This window comes from Streptomyces rugosispiralis, assembly GCF_024505145.1.
Lineage (GTDB): Bacteria > Actinomycetota > Actinomycetes > Streptomycetales > Streptomycetaceae > Streptomyces > Streptomyces rugosispiralis.
Genome location: NZ_JANIAA010000030.1, coordinates 17,731 through 35,927 on the forward strand (window position 1 = coordinate 17,731; position 18,197 = coordinate 35,927).

The 18,197-nt window shown below is 72.1% G+C and carries 11 protein-coding genes; 3 read left to right on the forward strand and 8 right to left on the reverse strand.

Annotated elements, in window-relative coordinates; genetic code table 11:
- Nucleotides 1–83: 83 nt before the first annotated feature.
- Nucleotides 84–1,406, reverse strand: coding sequence for a M14 family metallopeptidase (locus NP777_RS32770; protein ID WP_391858621.1), 1,323 nt, complete (start codon nt 1,404–1,406; stop codon nt 84–86).
- Nucleotides 1,407–1,514: 108 nt separating this feature from the next.
- On the reverse strand, nt 1,515–3,593 hold the full coding sequence (locus NP777_RS32775) for a Xaa-Pro dipeptidyl-peptidase (RefSeq protein WP_305890367.1): 2,079 nt from the start codon (nt 3,591–3,593) through the stop codon (nt 1,515–1,517).
- A gap of 125 nt (nt 3,594–3,718) precedes the next feature.
- On the opposite strand from NP777_RS32775, the gene NP777_RS32780 reads away from it, so the two are divergent.
- Complete coding sequence (locus NP777_RS32780; RefSeq protein WP_256653804.1) at nt 3,719–5,209, forward strand: M1 family metallopeptidase; 1,491 nt, start codon at nt 3,719–3,721, stop codon at nt 5,207–5,209.
- A gap of 66 nt (nt 5,210–5,275) precedes the next feature.
- On the opposite strand, the gene NP777_RS32785 is transcribed toward NP777_RS32780, so the two are convergent.
- Nucleotides 5,276–6,136: an oxygenase MpaB family protein gene (locus tag NP777_RS32785; protein WP_256653805.1), complete on the reverse strand. Its 861-nt coding sequence runs from the start codon at nt 6,134–6,136 to the stop codon at nt 5,276–5,278.
- Between the two features lie 19 nt (nt 6,137–6,155).
- Nucleotides 6,156–9,896: a glycoside hydrolase family 2 TIM barrel-domain containing protein gene (locus NP777_RS32790; protein WP_256653806.1), complete on the reverse strand. Its 3,741-nt coding sequence runs from the start codon at nt 9,894–9,896 to the stop codon at nt 6,156–6,158.
- A gap of 273 nt (nt 9,897–10,169) precedes the next feature.
- On the opposite strand from NP777_RS32790, the gene NP777_RS32795 reads away from it, so the two are divergent.
- The gene (locus NP777_RS32795) at nt 10,170–10,913 is read left to right on the forward strand and encodes a MerR family transcriptional regulator (RefSeq protein WP_256653807.1); all 744 of its coding nucleotides are present in this window, start codon (nt 10,170–10,172) and stop codon (nt 10,911–10,913) included.
- Nucleotides 10,914–11,095: 182 nt separating this feature from the next.
- Here the strand turns inward: NP777_RS32795 and NP777_RS32800 are convergent, their stop codons facing one another.
- Nucleotides 11,096–11,989: an alpha/beta hydrolase gene (locus NP777_RS32800; RefSeq protein WP_256653808.1), complete on the reverse strand. Its 894-nt coding sequence runs from the start codon at nt 11,987–11,989 to the stop codon at nt 11,096–11,098.
- Between the two features lie 99 nt (nt 11,990–12,088).
- Between NP777_RS32800 and NP777_RS32805 the strand changes: the two genes are divergently transcribed.
- Complete coding sequence (locus NP777_RS32805) at nt 12,089–13,027, forward strand: LysR family transcriptional regulator (RefSeq protein WP_256653809.1); 939 nt, start codon at nt 12,089–12,091, stop codon at nt 13,025–13,027.
- A 308-nt stretch (nt 13,028–13,335) separates the two neighbouring features.
- Here NP777_RS32805 and NP777_RS32810 read toward each other — a convergent pair whose 3' ends face one another.
- From NP777_RS32810 to NP777_RS32820, 3 genes are all read right to left on the reverse strand, one after another.
- Entirely contained in the window at nt 13,336–15,579 is a 2,244-nt protein-coding gene (locus tag NP777_RS32810) for a 3-hydroxyacyl-CoA dehydrogenase NAD-binding domain-containing protein (protein ID WP_256653810.1), read from the reverse strand.
- 182 nt (nt 15,580–15,761) lie between these two features.
- Nucleotides 15,762–16,976: an acetyl-CoA C-acetyltransferase gene (locus NP777_RS32815; protein ID WP_256653811.1), complete on the reverse strand. Its 1,215-nt coding sequence runs from the start codon at nt 16,974–16,976 to the stop codon at nt 15,762–15,764.
- 71 nt (nt 16,977–17,047) lie between these two features.
- A complete protein-coding gene (locus NP777_RS32820; RefSeq protein WP_256653812.1) occupies nt 17,048–18,193 on the reverse strand; it encodes a CaiB/BaiF CoA transferase family protein in 1,146 nt (381 codons plus the stop codon).
- Between the last annotated feature and the right edge of the window lie 4 nt (nt 18,194–18,197).

Sequence of the window (18,197 nt, forward strand, 5' to 3'; positions counted from 1 at the left end):
ATACGGCCGGTGTTCTCGTGTGCCGTCAGGGCGTCAGGTCAGCGCCGTCAAAGGTGTCAGGTCAGCACCGTCGGGGCGTCATATCAGCACGTGTCCACCGGCTGCCCCGCGGTGAGGTGGTACGCGGCACGGCCGTCCAGCAGCAGTGGCACCAGCGCGCGGGCCGACTGCCGCAATGGTACGAAGGCGCTTCCGTCACCCTTGACGCGGTGCGCCGTCACCCCGTGCAGGGCCAGTTCGTCCCGCACCTCGCCGTAACTCTCGGCGTCCAGCCGGTAGCCGCACGGCGGATCCTCGAGGACCGTGTCCTCCTCCGGCGGTTCGTTGTCGGCGCCGCCGAGGTGGACCGGGCCCCGGTCCGCGTACCCGGCCAGCCGCGCCGCCGTCGTGGCCGCCTCGATCCGGGCGCGCCGCTGGGTGATGAAGTCGAAGGCGCCGTTCAGCGCGGCCAGGTGGGAGCCCACCCGACGGCGGTTGTTGAGGGCGGGGTCGGCCTTCTCGGCGTCGGTGAGCGGGTCGACCCGGGTCTCGACCAGCAGCCCGACGGCGTTCTTGACGCCCGCGGTGTTGCGCAGGATCCGCTCCTGGCCGTCGCCTGCCACCTGCTTGACCGGCTCACCGGTCTCGGGGTCGGTCCAGATGCCGTAGACGCCGGTGGTGTGGCCCGCGGCCTCGACGCTCGGGCGCACATAGGCGTCCGACAGGGTGCGCGCCTCGCGGTGCACCGGGCCCGCGGTGTTGAGGTTGCGCGGCCACAGCGCCAGCAGGTCCTTCACGTAGTACGGGGCGGTGGCGCCGTACTCGTGCAGGTCGTAGACGGTGTCCGGGCGCCAGTCGCGGATGACGCCCGCCATCGCGCGGGACTCGGCGCTGGAGAGCGCGATGTGGTCGCGGTTGATGTCCACGCCGTCGGAGTTGCCGCGGGTGTCGGCGGCGCGGCCGTCGGGGTTGGCGGTCGGGACGACGAGCACCTGGGTGCGCTCCAGGAAGCGCCGCGTCCGGCCGTCCTTGGCGTAGGCGAGGTCGCGGATGGTGGTCAGACACGCCTCGCGGCCGGAGGGCTCGTCGCCGTGCTGGGAGCAGATCAGCAGCAGGACGTTGCCGCGCGCGGCACGGGCCGGATCGGCGGGCGCGGCCGGTGCGCCGATCCGCACCAGCCGCAGCGGCCGCCCCTGCGCGGTGGCGCCGATCCGGTCGACGGCGACGCGCGGTGCGGCCTTGTCGACCGCCGCGAGGAAGTCCGCCTCCTCGTCCTGGCCGGTCCACCGTGCGCCATGGCTGATCTCGAACCCCGTACGCGGCGGGCGCTGTTCGGCCCGTGCGGGCGCGCTGAGGAACGACCCGGTCAGCAGCGCACCGATCGCGCCACAGGCGGCGCCGCGGATGAGGGGGGACCGCGAGAACACGAAGGACCTCCTGGGGTGAGGGGATGCGGGGGCGATATCGGTGACGGCGTCCTGCCGGGCCCGCCGTCGGTGGGCCCCCGCGCGGCGGCGGGGGCCCACCGGCGCGGGTCAGTCGTGGGTGGACACGGACGGCAGCGGGGCGCGGTGGTGCGGGGCCCGTACGCCCTTCAGGGGCGGTGCGGCCGCCGTGCGCGAGGGGGCGGCCGCGGCCTTCGGGGCGCCGCCGACCAGCGGCAGACGGGCCGAGGTGCGGGGCAGGTCCAGGGTCAGCCGCGGGGTGGTGGACGGCGGTTCGATCAGGCCCGCGTCGGTACCGGCGATGATCAGGCCGAGGCGGTGACCGGCCGGGACCACATGGTCGGTCGCCGCGAGGTCGAGGGTGATGGTGTACGCCTTGCCCGGGGTCAGCGCACGGCCCTTGCCGTCGTCCGTGAAGTGACCGAGGTCGGCCCAGCCCCGGCTGAAGACCGTGTAGTCCACGTCCTCCTTGTCGGCGGCGGTCTCCTTGAAGCAGGCGCTGTCGCCCGCCCTGCTGCTGCCCCAGCAGGTGCGCCGGTCGAGGGTGGTGATCCCCTCCCCCGCCGCCGTGTAGTCGCGGATGGTGGCCGGGCCGAGGTCGACCAGGACCGCGGAGAGATGGGCGCTGGTGGTGGAGGGCGTGGCGGTGACGGTGACCGTGCCGGAACCGGACAGCCGCAGGTCCTTCGTGAGCGGACCGGTGGTGAAGCCCGCCTTGCCGGGCGTCGAGGTGTCGATCGCCGCGGACCAGTCGGCCTCGCTCAGCGCGGGGTCGTCGGTGAAGGTCTCGGTCGAGCCGGGCTCGGCCGGCTCGGTGCCGAGCACGCCCACTCCCGCGCCGGCGCCGCCGCGCGGGCGCAGGGTCGTCTGCCGGGTGCCGGAGGGCGGCCAGACCCGGTCGGTGGACCACTGGTCGGGAGCGCGCTCGATGTCGGCCATCGGCTCGCGCTCGATGCCGTTGTCGATGCCGAGAAGGTAGTGGTCGAACCAGCGGTGCAGAGTGCGCACCCACTCCCCGCGCCGGAAGTCGAACGGGTCGACGTGCCCGGCCTGGGAGAGCCAGATCTTGCGCTCGACGCCCGCGTCGGTGAGGGCGTTCCACCACTGGCCGAGGTGCTTGGTGCGGACGTTGAGGTCCTGCGCCCCGTGAACGGCGAAGACGCTGGCCCGCACCTTGTCCACGTCCGGGACGTAAGAGCGGTCGGTCCACAGATCGGTCCAGTCGCCATTGCGCGGGGCGCCCTCGACGAGACGTTTCTGTACGGCGGCGCAGCGGGCGTGGGCGCCATCGCTCTCGACGGCGTCCGAGAGCCCGTCGGGGCCGGAGTCGAAGAGCGCGGCGCCCTTGGCGAAGTAGTAGTCGTACCAGGAGGAGATGGCGCCGATGGGCACGACGGTCTTGAGCCCCTTGACGCCGGTGGCGGCGACCCCGTTGGCGATGGTGCCGTCGTAGCTCTTGCCGATCATGCCGGTGGCGCCGTTGGTCCAGCTCGCCTTGGTCCGCTCCCCGCCGGCGCGGGTGCGGTACGCGGTCCCGCGGCCGTTCAGCCAGTCGACCACGGCCTTGGCGGAGAGGATGTCGGAACGGCCGCCGACGTCCACACAGCCGTCGGAGCGGTTGGTCCCGGCGAGGTCGACCAGGACGGTGGCGTAGCCGCGCGGTACGAAGTAGTTGTCGTAGAAGAGCGGGAACTGGACCGGATTCCCGGCCGCGTCATAGGTCTTGGTCTGGCTCTCGTTGCCGCGCCCGCAGCAGGAGTAGTACGGGCTGGCGTCCATGATGACGGGGACGCGACGGCCTTGAGCTGCGGGTTCGCGCGGCCGCACGATGTCGACGGCGACCCGGTCGGTCCGTCCGTCCGCGTCGCCGTCGATCGTGGTGTCCACCCATACGGATTCGCGGATGGCGTTCTCGTAGGAGTAGACGGGTCTGCTTTCTGATGGGATTTCCGCCTTGCTGTCCGATCTGCTCGGCGCGGCGGAAGCGGCGTGGGCGGCCGGGGCGCCGAGCGGTGGCAGCAGCGAAACGGCGGCGGCGACCAGCGCGGTGACCGCCGACAGCACGAGTGTGGTCCAGGGGATGCGGGATCTCCGCGTCTGTAGCAGCACGGGCGGACGGTAGCGCGAGTCAACTCCTGTACAGAAGAGGGCGATACGTGTCCTGGGCATGTCCGGGTCGATGCGCATTGCGTCCGGATGTCGATTGGATGTCGGACGGCGTGATGGACGTGAGGTGCGTGTGAGGAGTACATAAGGTCACGAGTGATCGTTCTCCCCTACGAGTTGGAGGACTCGTGCGTCACCACAGACTCCTCGTTCCGGGCGCGGCCGTGGCCTGCCTGCTGCTGGCGATCCCGGCATCGGCGGCCGATCCCACGCCGGGCGCCCCCGGCATCGGGGACTCCTACTACCCCACGTACGGCAACGGCGGATACGACGTCTCCCATTACGACCTGCGGCTGAAGTACCAGCCGAAGACGGACCGGCTGGAGGGCACGGCGACGATCGTGGCCGACGCCCGGCAGGACCTGTCCCGGTTCAACCTGGACTTCGCGCTCGATGTGAGCGAGGTGCTGGTGGGCGGCAAGAAGGCCGCCTTCGCGGCGACCGGCGACCATGAGCTGGAGATCACCCCGGCCACGCCGCTGACCTCCGGCCGCCCCTTCACCGTCGTCGTGCGCTACAGCGGTACGCCCTCGAAGGTCGTGGCGAGCGGTTTCACCTCCTGGCTGCGCACCCCGGACGGCGGGATCGCGGCCAATGAGCCGGAGTCGGCGTGGTGGTGGTTCCCGAGCAATGACCATCCGCTGGACAAGGCCACTTACGACGTGTCGGTGGCGGTGCCGGACGGAACGCAGGCGCTCAGTAACGGCACCCTGCAGTCCACCAGCTCCAAGCTGGGCTGGACCCGCTACAACTGGCGCTCCAGCAAGCCGCAGGCCACGTATCTGGCCACGCTGGCGGTCGGCAAGTTCGACATCACGACGGACACCACCGCCAACGGTCTGCCGGTGATCAACGCCTACAGCAAGGACCTCGGGAACAACGCGGGGGCGGCGCGGGCGAGCGTGGAGCGGACGGCGGAGATCGTGGACTGGGAGTCCACGGTCTTCGGCCCGTACCCCTTCGACGCGCTGGGCGGCTATGTGCCCAATGTGCCCACGGGCTACGCGCTGGAGACCCAGACCCGGCCGTTCTACAGCCCGAAGGGGTTCGCCAAGGGCGCGAACACCTCGCTGGTCGTGCATGAGCTGGCCCATCAGTGGTTCGGCGACAGCGTCTCGCTGAAGGACTGGCGCGACATCTGGATCAACGAGGGCTTCGCCAGCTACGCACAGTGGCTGTGGTCGGAGAAGGAGGGCGAGGGCACCGCACAGGAGCTGGCCGACTACACCTACGCCTCCTACCCGGCCGACGACCCCTTCTGGAAGGTCGAGCCGGGCGACCCGGGGGCGGAGAACCAGTTCCATGACGCGGTGTACGACCGGGGCGCGCTGGCCCTCCAGGCGCTGCGGAACCACATCGGCGACAAGGACTTCTTCGCGATCCTGAAGGGCTGGACGGCGGAGCACCGGTACGGGAACGCCTCCGTCAAGGACTTCGTGACCTATGCGGAGAAGGTGTCGGGCAAGCCGCTGGCCTCGCTCTTCGACACCTGGCTGTTCACCCCGTCGAAGCCGGCCGCGGCGAAGGCGCGGGCGGCGGAGGTGAGCCCGGACAAGGCTCCGGCGCGGCCGAAGTCATGGCAGCGGATCCAGGACACGCACAGCGCCCACCGGCTCTGAGCCACCCGGGCCTCGGCCGGGTCCCCCCACCCCGGCCGGGGCCCGGCACGCCACGGAAGCCATTGATCACGGCCGTCCGGCGCGGGCACGGCGCCGGGCCTCGCGGGCGATGGGGAGATAGCGCAGCCGCTCGGGCAGCAGCGGGACCACCACCCGCGCCGCCCTCCCGAACCACCGCAGCCGCCGCTCCTGCCCCCGCGTCCAGTCCAGCCCGATCGCCTCCCGCGCGTCCGGCGGCATCAGCCCGACGGTGAGGAACGCACGGAAGCGGGTGAACAGCGGGCGCAGCAGCGGCCACAGCAGACGGAGCGGCAGCGCGCCCGGCGGGGGCACGGCCGCGTCGGGCGCGGCGAGTTCACGGGCGACGACGGTCGGTTCCAGCCGGTCCCGCACCATCGCGCGGTAGTAGGGCCAGAATTCCTCGACGGATCCCGGCATCTCGCGCTCGTCGATGCCCAGCACCCGTCCGATCCGCAGCCATTCCGCGTACAGCCGCCGCTCCTCGGCCGCGGTGAAGGGGCGGGTGCCCAGATAGCGCTGGGCGCGCAGATAGACGGGGTAGCCCGTGGCGTGCACCCACGCGTAGACGGGCGGGTCCAGCGCCCGGTAGGGGCGGCCGTGCACGTCCACGCCCTGTATGGACGCGTGGAGCCTGCGCAGCCGGTGGCCCTCCGCCTCGGCCTCCGCACCGCCGTACACCCACAGCTGCACGGACCGCAGCGAGCGCTCCCCGCGCCCCCAGGGGTCGGTGCGGAAGACGGAGTGCTGGTCCACGCCCGCCCCGATGGCCGGATGCGCCACCTGCATGGTCATCGCGGCCGGCAGGGCGAGCACACTGCGCAGCTCCCCCGCCACGGCCCACAGGATGCCGCCCGCAGGGGGCGGATCGTGGCCTGCGGCGGTGTGGCGGGGGCTCTGCGTGCTCATGAGTCCATCGGTGGTGCGGTTACTTCCCTCCTGTTCCAGTGTGCGCGCTCGCGCCGCCGTCGAGCGGGCGCAGGGTGAGCGTGTAGTCGTAGGCGCCGTCGGCCTTCACCCGGTACTGGTCGCGCACCGGGTTGGGGGTGTCGCCGACGCCGGTGACCGCGTGGTCGGCGTGCAGGGTGTTCCAGCCGTCGTTGCGCTTCAGGAAGTGCGGGTAGGCGGCGCGGTCGAGCTCGTCGTAGGCGCTGGCGCCCGCCTCCAGATCGCCGGAGACCAGCAGTCCGGCGCCGCTGCCGTCGGTGAGGGACGCCCAGCGCACATCGTCGTGGTTGCCGTGGTCCTGGGGCTTCAGATACTCCACGTACTGGTCCTCGACCGAGGAGGACCAGACGCCCATGGGGGTGCCGTCCTTACGGTCGTTGAGGTTCTCCACCGGTCCGCGCCCGTACCAGCGGAAGGTGCCGTACCGCTCGGGCACCTTCAGCTTGAGGCCGATCCTGGGCAGATAGGGCAGGGTGCGGAAGTCGCCGCGCGCCTCGGCCTGGTGCCGGATCCGGACCTGGCCCGCGCCGTCGACCCGATAGGCCACGGTCTGGTCGAAGGACGCGCCGGTCACATCGGGCGCGGCGGCCGTGGAACGGACGGTGACGGTGACCGTGCCGTCGTCGCCGGGGGTCACCTCGACGCCGTCGACGGTGGTGCGCAGCCGGTCAAGACCCAGGGAGCGCCAGCGCTTGCCCTCGGCGGTGCCCCAGTCGGAGCGCTCATTGCTGATCGGGGCGCGCCAGGCGTCCAGTTCGGGGCCGGAGCGGAGCAGTTCGCGGCCCGCCACCCGCATCGAGGTGAGGGTGCCCTCCTTCTTGCCGAAGGTGTAGCGGAAGCCCTCGCCGCTGACCTGTACGGCGTCGCCGCTCTCGACGGCCTTGGCGGGGCCCTCGGCGGCCGGGGCGGGGGCGGGCTCGGGCACCTTGTCGCCGCCGACCGCGAACTGGCCGAAGGAGACCACATGCCCGGCCTTGGCCCAGTCGGTGGAGTGCGCGGTGACGGCCCTTACGGTCAGATGGCGCTCATAGCCGCCGGGGTTGGCGGGCGGGGCCGGGAGCTGGACCACGGCGCTCTCGCCGGGCCCGACGTCCAGGGCGCGGGTGCCGCTCGCGACGGTCCGCGCGCCCTCGGTCACCGTCCAGCGCAGCCGGAGGTCGTCGGTGCCGGTGAAGGCGCGCTCATTGGTGACCTCCACCTTGCCGGTGCGGGCGCCCTCGCCGCCCGGGTCGGTGATGCGGATCGGGGCCTGCACCCAGGCGAGCTGGGCGGTCTCGGGTTCCGGGTCGCGGTCGGCGGTGACCAGGCCGTCCACGCCGGATTCATAGAGCCCGTAGGAGAGATAGCTGCCCTTACGGGTGAAGTCGTCGAAGTTCAGGGCGATCAGGGCGTCGCGCTCGGGGTCCTGGCCGGCGGCGAGCCGCTCCGCGCCGAGCGCCGTGTCGTAGACCCGGACCTGGTCGATCGTCCCCTTGGCGGTCCGGCCGGTCCAGCCGTCCTCCATGGTGTCGTTGTTCCGGCCGACGCCGAGGTCGAAGCCGGTGTAGTCGATGTGCCCGCTCCACTCGGTCCTGGCGAGCTCCTTACCGTCGGCATAGAGGCGCAGCGCGGTGCCGTCGTAGGTGCCGGTGACCCGGTGCCAGGCGCCGGTCCAGCCGTCGGGCACCGGGGCGGTGACGGTACGTGGCTTGCCGCCGCTGGTGATGGTGAATTCGAGGGTGTCCGCGTCCTTCATCCGCAGGACGTACTGATCGCCCTTGCTGACGATGGTGAAGTCCCCGGTCCAGGGCTCGGCCGGTTTGACGCGGGCGTCGAGGGTGACGGCGGTGCCGGTGAGGTCGAGCTGCGGATCGCGGTAGGTCTCGACGAAGTCGTCGAGACCGGACAGGTACAGCGCCTTGCCCTTGCCGCCGTAGCCGTCGACCACCTTGGGCTTGCCGGACAGGGAGGCGGCGATGTCATGGCCGGAGGAGTCGGGGGTGGTGATCAGCGGACGGCGGATGTTCTGCTCGGCCCAGTCCCAGATGAAGCCGCCCTGGGCGCTGGGGTGGGCGCGCATCACCTCCCAGAACTCGCGGAAGTTGCCGAGGCTGTTGCCCATGGCGTGGGCGTACTCGCCCATCACGATGGGCTTGGTGAAGGTCTTGGCCTTGGTTTCGAGGGAGGCCGGGGTCGGATAGCGGGGTCCGGCGATGTCCGCGTAGGGAGCGTCGCCGTCGGGGCGGTTGGACTGGTGGTAGAGCGGGCGGGTGGGCTCGTTCGCCCGGGTCCACTCGGCCATGGCGTAGTGCGCCTTGCCGAGACCGGCCTCGTTCCCGGTGTCCCACATGATCACGCTGGGGTGGTTCTTGTCGCGCTCCACCATGCCCTGGTGGCGCTCGAGGAACGCCTTCTGCCATGCGGGGCGCTCGGCCAGACAGTCGTCCGGGCAGTTCTCGTGGCTGTGGGTCTCGACCTCCATCTCGTCGTCGATCAGGATGCCCTCGCGGTCGGCGAGCTCGTAGAGGTACGGGTCCGAGGGGTAGTGCGAGGTGCGGATCGCGTTGACGTTCAGCCGCTTCATCAGCCGGATGTCCTGCTCCATCCGGGCGCGGGTGGCATGGCGTCCGGTGGCCGGGTCGGTCTCGGCGCGGTTGACGCCACGGATCAGGATCCGCTTGCCGTTGAGCCTGAGCTGCTTGTCCTTGACCTCGATCTCACGGAATCCGACGCTCTGGCGAACGGTCTGGATCGCCTTGCCCTCCGGATCGCGCAGGGTGAGCACCAGCGCGTAGAGGTTCGGCGTCTCGTCTGACCACTTGGCGGGGTTGGCGATCTGCCCGGTGAGCTCCGCCTTCCCGGCCTTCTCCGCGGCCGTCAGCCGCCGTACCTCGCGCCCTTTGGGGTCGTAGAGCACCCCGGTGACCTGATGAGGTCCGCTCTTGTCGCTTCCGGTGCGTGCGATGTCCACTTCGGTGCGCAGGGTGGCATCCCGGTAGGAGGCGTCGAGATCGGTGGTGACGTACGCGTCCTCCATGCGGGTCGTCGGCGTGGAGTACAGCGAGACGGAGCGGAAGATGCCCGCGTAGCGCCACTGGTCGTAGTCCTCCAGATACGATCCCGCGCTCCAGCGGTGCACCTGGACGGCGATCCGGTTGGTGGCGCCGGGCCGCAGATAGTCGGTCACGTCGAACTCGGCCGGCACATAGCCGCCCTGGTCGTAGCCGACGTAGTGGCCGTTGATCCACAGGAACCAGCCGGAGGTGACCCCGTCGAAGCGGATCACCTGCCGCCGCCCGTCCCAGTTCCGGGGCACCGCGACGTCCCGGATGTAGGCCCCGGTCGGGTTGGTGTCACGGGGCACCTTGGGCGGATCGTCCGGCGACATCTCGCTCTGCACGTTGCGGAACACCGGATGGTCGAGGTCGTCGGTCTGCCAGGTGTGCGGTACCTGGACGCGCTGCCACGCCGAGGCGTCGTAGCCGTCCTTCCAGAAGCCGCCCGGCGCGTCCTCCGGCCGGTCGGCCAGGGCGAACCGCCAGGATCCGTCCAGGCTGCGCTCCCACCGCGCGCCGTCGGGCCCGTCCGGCCGCAGCCGGGTGTGCGGGGGTTCCTGGCCCTCGCCGGTGCGCTCCGGGTCCTCGAGGTAGGTGTGCACATCGGCGGGGAACTTGCCCGCGTCCGACGACCTCCCGACGGCCGTGTCCGCGGCCGTGAGACCGAGACCCACGGCGGTGGTCATGGCCAGCACCGCCCCGATCAATCTCCGTATTCGATACCTGCCGCGTTCCGAGCTCAATCCGACCCCACCTCACAGATTCGGAAGAAAACCAACACAGCTGAACGGCGTCGCACGCTATTCATCGGTAAAGAGAGCGTCAACAGGTCCTACCGATCCCGGTGTTCGCCGTGTGGCGGTGGGAGGTTTCACAGCGATGATGCGACAGCAATACTGATGAACCCGATCGGGCAGCAGCACAGCGGAGCAGGACGACGCGGAAGCGAGGCACGACCGATGACCACCCCCGGCACCGAGGAACCCACCCTCACCGTCGACGAGCTGGCGGCCCGCGCCGGGGTGACCGTGCGCACCGTGCGCTTCTACAGCACCCGCGGGCTGCTGCCGCCGCCCGCGATCGGCCCGCGCCGGGTCGGGCACTACGGCGCCGAACACCTCTCCCGGCTCGCGCTGATCGAACAGTTGCAGCGCCATGGCATGACCCTGTCCGCCATCGAGCGCTATCTGAACCAATTGCCACCGGATCTGAGCGAGAACGATCTGGCGATCCACCGCGCCCTGGTCGCCTCCTGGGGCCCGGACGCCCCCGAGGAGGCGACCCGCGAGCAACTGGACCGGCGGGCCGGGCGGGAGCTCACCGAGGAGGACATCGACCGGCTGACCGCACTGGAGGCGCTGGAGCGCACCGACGACCCGGATCGGTTCCGGATCGACCCCAGGGCGCTCCATCTGGGGCTGCGGCTGCTGGAGGTGCCGATCGAGCTGGAGACGATACGCACGGCCCACGCGGTCGTCCTGGAGCACACCCGCTCCGCGGCGCGCGAGCTCAGCCGGCTGTTCCGGGACGAGGTGTGGGGGCCTGAGCGCGATCACGAGTCCGGGAGCGGACCGGAGCGGATGCAGGCGAAGAAGTCGCTGTCGGCACATATGCAGCCGCTGGTGGTGGAGGCGCTGGTGATCGCGTTCCAGCGGTCGATGAAGCAGGAGCTGCGGGCCTGGTACGGGCAGGACGCGGACTGAGCGGGCCCCCGGGCGGGCGGCACGGCGGCCCCCGCCCCGGGGCGAATCGGCTGGGCAGCGGCCGTACGGTGAGTGGGTCAGCGGCCGCCGATGAGTGGGTCCACCGCCGGTGAGTGGGTGTCCACCGCCGGTGAGTGGGTCAGCGGCCGCCGATGAGTGGGTGTCCACCGCCGATGAGTGGGTCAGCGGCCGCCGGTGAGCGCGGCGGCGAGCGCCTCGGGGCGGGCGGCGAACGGCGAGTGGCTGCCCGGCAGCGGCCGTACGGTGAAGGGCTGGTCCGGCATGGCCGCGTCGGCCTCCGCGATCATCAGATCCTGCATCGCGGGAGTGCACGCCCAGTCCTCGGCGCACCGGATGAACGTACGCGGGATCCGGCCCCACCGCTCCCGGGTCAGAGTGATCGGGGTGGTCGGCACCGCGAAGGGCAGATCGGGACTCAGGGCCTGGTACCAGCGGGCGAAGGACTCCGCGGGGACGTCGTCGTAGAAGGCCAGCCGCAGCTCCTCCACATACGCCGGATCGGCGGAGCGCGGATTGATCCGGAACGCGCCGATGGCCTCCGGGTCGCCCAGCATCAGCCCCTGCCCCCGCACGGTCGCGGTCTGCTCGGGGGACGTCAGGTAGTCGGCGAAGCGCGGGCGCCCGGCCGGGACGAAGGACGACAGATGGATCAGCTCGTCGACCAGCTCGGGCGCCCGCTCCGCGGCCAGGGACGCGGGGGCGCCACCGGCGCTGTGCGAGACCAGGGCGACCTTCGGATACCGGCGGACCGATCGCAGCGCGGTGACGACGGCCTCCGCGCACTCCTCCAGGGTCACCCCGGCCAGCGCCGACTTCTCGGTCGCCAGACCCGGCTGGCCGGGGAGAAGGAGGCCCGAGGGCAGCGGTGCCTCGAAGCCGTGCCCCGGCAGATCGACGGCGAGGCTCGCCGCGCCGAGCCGGGCCAGGGCGCGCTGGGTGGACGCCCACTGCCAGGACGCGTGCCAGGCGCCGTGGACCAGCACGAACACGGTGCCGGGCGGAACCGGGCCGGGGTGGGAATCGGTGCGGGGGGTTCTGGGGCTCGTGGCGCTCATGGGGACAGTCCACCGGCACGGCCGCGCGTTATCCACCCTCATATCTGACAACCCCGCCGCCGATATTTCCTGAATATCGCCTCGGTTATCCTCGGACCGATGGAGTCACGTCATCTGCGCTACGCCCTGGCGCTGGCCGAGCATCAGCACTTCGGACGGGCGGCGGCCGCCCTCGGGATCGCCCAGCCCCCACTGTCCCAGCAGATCGCCGCCCTGGAGCGGGAGCTGGGCGCGCGGCTCTTCGACCGTACGGCGCGCGGGGTGTTCCCGACCGCCGCGGGTGAGGCGTTCCTGACCAGGGCGCGCCGGGCGCTGGCCGAGATGTCGGCCGCCGTGTCGGACGCGGGCCGGGCCGCCCGGGGCGAGACGGGGCGGCTGCGGCTCGGCTTCATCGGCTCGGCGCTGCTGGAGCTTCTGCCGTCCGTGCTGGGCACGTTCATCCGCGACCGCCCCGAGGTGCGGCTGGGGCTGCGGGAGATGTCCACCCGCAGGTCCACCTCGGCGCTGCTCGCGGGCGAGCTGGACCTCGCCATCGGGCGCGGTGCGCCCCGGGGCGACGGGGCCGAGGATCTGGTGTCGGTCACGGTCGGCCGGGACCATCTGGTGGCGGTCGTCGGGGCCGCCCATCCCTTCGCCGGGCAGGCCAAGGTGAGCCTCGAGCAGCTCAAGGGGCAGCATCTGATCGTCGCGCCCGCGGAGGAGGAGCCGACGGTCGCCGCCTGGCTGACCGGGCTGCTGGGCGAGGGCGCCGACACGTCCGCGCGGGCCGGTGGGGTCACGGAGGCGTGGGACGCGCACACCATCATCGGGCTGGCCTCGTGCGGGGTCGGGGTGGGGCTCGGTCCGGCGTGTCTGCGGGGGGCGGCGCGGCCGGACGTCCGGGTGTGCGAGGTGAGTCCGCGGGTGGAACTGCCGGAGCTGGTGATGTCCTTCCGCGCCCAGGACCGCTCCCCCGTGCTGGCGGCCTTCCTGGACATCACCCGGGAGCGGTGCCCGGGGGTGGCCGAGCGACTCGAACGCCGTCTCGGCACGCGCTGACGGGCCGGGCGGCCCGGCCCGTCCAGCGGCACAGGGGAAGCGGTACGGAAAGCCGTACGAGCGGCCACGGGGCGTCCGGCGCGTGGCCGGGGCTCCCGCCCCTGGACCCCGAGCGTCGACGAGCCGGCCGTCGGCGCCGTGAGCACCTGCCCCGACGGGCTGATCGCGGTCGGCGCGCCGACGCGGCGGATATCGGGCGGGCGCCCGCGCACGTCCGGGTCGTCCGGCCTGGGGTCCGGGGCGGGGCCCCAGTTGTGGGAGGGGCGGGGCGGGGAACAGCCCGCCGCGGGCGCCGAGATCCGCAGGCCCTAGTCCGTGAAGCGCTCCCCGCGCTCCGCCTTCTCCACCAGCAGCGCGGGCGGGGCGAACCGCTCCCCGTACGCCGCCTCCAGCTGCCGGGCACGGGCCACGAAACCGGCCACTCCGCCCTCGTATCCGTTGATGTACTGGAGCACTCCGCCGGTCCAGCCGGGGAAGCCGATGCCGAGGATGGAGCCGATGTTGGCGTCGGCGACGGAGGTCAGCACGCCCTCCTCCAGCAGCCGGACCGTGTCGATGGCCTCGCAGAAGAGCATCCGCTCCTTCATGTCCTCGAGGGGGATGCGGGTGCCCTCACGCGCAGCGCCGCCGGACCCGCCGGACCCGCCGGCGCCGCCGGACCCGCCGGAGCCGCCCGGGGCGAAGTGCTCGCGCAGCCCCGGCCACAGCCCGGTGCGCTTGCCGGTCGTCTCGTCGTAGTCGTAGAAGCCCGCACCGCCGCTGCGGCCGGGGCGCCCGAACTCCTCCACCATGCGGTCGATGACCGCGTCGGCAGGATGCGGCCGCCACTCGCCGCCCGCCTCCACCGTGGCCCGGCGCGTCTCCTCGCGGATCTTGCGCGGCAGGGTGAGGGTCAGCTCGTCCATCAGGGAGAGCACCTTGGCCGGGTATCCGGCCTGGGCGGCGGCCTGCTCCACGGAGGCCGGGTCGATGCCCTCCCCCACCATCGCCACGCCCTCGTTGAGGAAGTGGCCGATGACGCGGGAGGTGAAGAAGCCGCGGGAGTCATTGACCACGATCGGGGTCTTGCCGATCTGCCGCACCAGGTCGAAGGCGCGGGCCAGCGCCTTGTCACCGGTGTGCTCGCCCTTGATGATCTCGACCAGCGGCATCTTGTCGACGGGCGAGAAGAAGTGCAGCCCGATGAAGTCGTCGGCGCGCTGCACCCCCTCCGCGAGCAGGGTGATGGGGAGGGTGGAGGTGTTCGAGCACAGCAGGGCGTCCGGGGCGACGATGCCCTCGATCTCCTGGAACACCTTGTGCTTGAGCGCCGGGTCCTCGAAGACCGCCTCGATGACCGCGTCACAGCCCTCGAGGTCGCGCGGATCGGCGGTCGGGGTGATCCGGGCCAGCAACTGGTCCCGCTTGGCCTCGGTGGTCCGGCCCTTGGCGAGCGCCTTGGCCAGCAGTTCCTCGGAGTACGCCTTGCCCTTGGCCGCGGCCTCCACGGACACGTCCTTGAGGACGACCTCGATGCCCGCCTTGGCGCATGCGAACGCGATGCCCGCGCCCATCATCCCGGCGCCCAGCACCGCGACCTTGCGGACCTGGCTGGGCTCGATCCCCTGCGGCCGGTTGGCACCGGAGTTGACCGCCTGCAGATCGAAGAAGAACGCCTGAATCATGTTCTTGGCGGTCTGGCCGACAACCAGCTCGGTGAAGTACCGGGCCTCGATGATCTGCGCGGTCTCGAAGTCCACCTGGGACCCCTCGACGGCGGCGGCCAGGATATTGCGCTGCGCCGGGTAGGGCGCGCCGTTCAGCTGCTTCCGCAGATTGGCGGGGAAGGCGGGCAGATTGACGGCGAACTTCGGCTGCGCCGGGGTGCCGCCCGGGATCCGGTAGTCCTTGTCGTCCCAGGGCTGGGCCGACTCGGGGTGGGCGGCGATGAAGGCCCGCGCCCGGGTCAGCAGCTCCTCGCGGGTGGTCACGACGTCATCCACCAGCCCCGCCTCCTGTGCGCGCAGGGGGCTGTAACGCGTGCCCTGGAGCAGCCACTTGAGCAGCGCGTCGGTGACGCCGAGCAGCCGTACGGTACGGGCGACGCCCCCGCTGCCGGGGAGCAGGCCCAGGGTGACCTCGGGGAAGCCGATGCGGGCCCCGGGGGCGTCGAGGGCGATGCGGTGGTGACAGGCGAGCGCGATCTCCAGCCCGCCACCGAGCGCCGCGCCGTTGATCGCGGCCACCACGGGCTTGCCGAGGGTCTCGATCCGGCGCAGCGCACGCTTGATGCGGAGGTTCTTGTCGTAGATCTCCTGGGCCTGGCCGGGCCCGACCTGGATGAGGTCGTTGAGGTCGCCACCGGCGAAGAAGGTCTTCTTGGCGGAGGTGACGATGATGCCGCGGATGGCGTCCCGCTCGGCCTCGACGCGGTCGGCGATCGCGTCGAGGGAGTCGATGAACGCGGCGTTCATGGTGTTGGCGGACTGGTCGGGGTCGTCGAGCACCAGGGTGACGACGCCGTCGTCGTCCTGCTCCCAGCGGATGGTCGAGGCGGTGGTGGGGTGGGTCATCTGAGGTCTCCAGGGCGAAGGTGCGGGGGGCGGGGGCGGGGGGCGGGGGCGGAAGGCGGAGGAACGGCGGTGTCGGGGAGCCGCTCGGCTCCACGCGATGTCTTGGAAGCCGCTCGGCTCTACGCGATGTCTGGGGAGCCGCTCGGCTCTACGCGGTGTCCGTCACGATCCGTCGGACACCCCTAGAGCCGCTCGACCACCGTCGCGATGCCCATCCCGCCGCCCACGCACAGCGTCACCAGCCCGAACCGCCCGTCGCGCCGCTCCAGCTCGTCGATCACCGTGCCGAGGATCATCGCGCCGGTGGCGCCCAGCGGATGGCCCATGGCGATCGCGCCGCCGTTGACGTTGACCTTGTCCAGGCTCAGCCCCATGTCGTCCACGAAACGCAGCACCACCGCCGCGAACGCCTCGTTGATCTCGACCAGATCGATGTCGTCGATGGTCAGCCCGGCCTTGCCGAGCGCCTTACGGGTGGCGGGAGCCGGGCCGGTGAGCATGATGGTCGGGTCGGCGCCGGAGACGGCGGCGGAGACGATCCGGGCGCGCGGTGTCAGCCCGAAGCGCTCGCCGACCTCACGGCTGCCGATGGCGACCAGGGCGGCGCCGTCCACCATGCCCGAGGAGTTGCCCGCGTGGTGGACGTGGTCGATCGCCTCGACCCAGTGGTACCTCTGCAGCGCCACCGCGTCGAAACCGCCCGCCTCGCCGATGGCGGCGAAGGACGGCTTGAGGCCCGCCAGGGTCTCGGGGGTGGTGCCGGGGCGGATGTGCTCGTCGTGGTCGAGGACGGTCAGCCCGCTGCGGTCGCGGACCGGGACCACGGAGCGGTCGAAGTGCCCCTCCTTCCAGGCGCGGGCGGCCCGCTCCTGGGAGAGCGCCGCGTAGCTGTCCACGTCATGGCGGCTGTAGCCGCCGATGGTGGCGATGAGGTCGGCCCCGATGCCCTGCGGTACGAAACCGGTCTCGTAGTTGGTCATCGGGTCCGCGAACCAGGCCCCGCCGTCGGAGCCCATCTTCACGCGTGACATCGACTCGACCCCGCCCGCGAGCACCAGGTCCTCCCAGCCGGAACGGACCTTGGCCGCCGCCAGGTTGACGGCCTCGAGGCCCGAGGCACAGAAGCGGTTCTCCTGGACGCCCGCGACGGTGTCCGGCAGCCCTGCCGCGATGGCCGCGATCTTGGCGATGTCGGAGCCCTGGTCGCCGAGGGGGCTGACGACGCCGAGGACCACGTCGTCGATCGCCGCCGGATCGAGCTCGGGGAACCGCCGCCGCAGCTCATGGATGAGGCCCACCACCAGGTCGACGGGCTTGGTGCCGTGCAGGGCGCCGTCGGCCTTCCCGCGCCCGCGCGGGGTGCGGATGGCGTCGTACACATACGCTTCGGTGCTCACGTCAGCGGCCTTTCAAGGGGAGGGGTGCGGCGGGGACGGCTCGGTGGTCCGGCGGGAAGGAGACAGGGGGCTCATGACGGGTTTCCCTCGATGAGCGAGGTGACTCCCCAGTCGCGGGCCACCTCGTCGGCGTCCGCCCCTGGCCGGGCGGGCGCGCGGCGCACCGCGCCCGGGGTGGCGGAGAAGCGAGGGGCGGGCGCGGGCTGGGTGATCCCGCCGTGGTCGACGAAGGTGGAGCGGGCGGCGAGCTGCGGATGGGCCGGGGCCTCCCGCAGCGACAGTACGGGGGCGACGCAGGCGTCCGAGGCGCCGAAGACGGCGGTCCACTCCTCGCGGGTGCGCTCCTTGAAGCGGTCGGCGATGGCGGCGCGCAGCGCGGCCCAGCTGTCGAAGTCGTCGCGGGCCGGGGCCTTGTCGGCGATCCCCAGCAACTCGATGAACTCCTCGTAGAACTTGCGCTCCAGGGGCCCGACCGCCATATAGCCGCCGTCGGCGGTCTCATAGGTGCCGTAGAAGGGGCAGCCGCCGTCGAGGAGGTTGGTGCCGCGCTGGTCCCGCCAGCCGCCGGCGGCCATCATTCCGTGGGTGACGGCGGTCAGATGGGCGGTGCCGTCGACGATCGCGGCGTCCACGACCTGGCCGGGGCCGCCCGCGCGGGCGTGGTGCAGGGCGGCGAGGAGGCCGATGACGAGGTACAGCGAGCCTCCCGCGTAGTCCCCCAGGAGGTTGACGGGGGCGATGGGCGGGCCGTCGGCGGCGCCGATCATGCTGAGGGCGCCGGTGACGGCGATATAGCCGATGTCATGGCCGGCGGTCCGGGCGAGCGGGCCCTCCTGCCCCCAGCCGGTCATCCGGCCGTAGACCAGCTTGGGGTTGCGGGCCAGGCAGTCGTCCGGGCCGAGACCCAGCTTCTCGGCGACCCCCGGGCGGTAGCCCTCGATGAGGATGTCGGCGCGCTCGACGAGGTCGAGCACGGCGGCCGTGCCCCCGTCGGCCTTCAGGTCGATCAGCACCGAGCGCTTGTTGCGGTTGGCGAGGTCGTACTCCGGGTCGATCCGCAGGCCCCCGGCGCCTCCGGGGCGGTCGACGCGCACCACATCGGCTCCGAGGTCGGCGAGGACCATGGCGGCGAACGGGCCCGGCCCGATCCCGGCCAGCTCCACCACTCGCACTCCGGCCAGCGGACCGCTCGCCGCCCCTTCCGCCGCCACCGTCATGCCG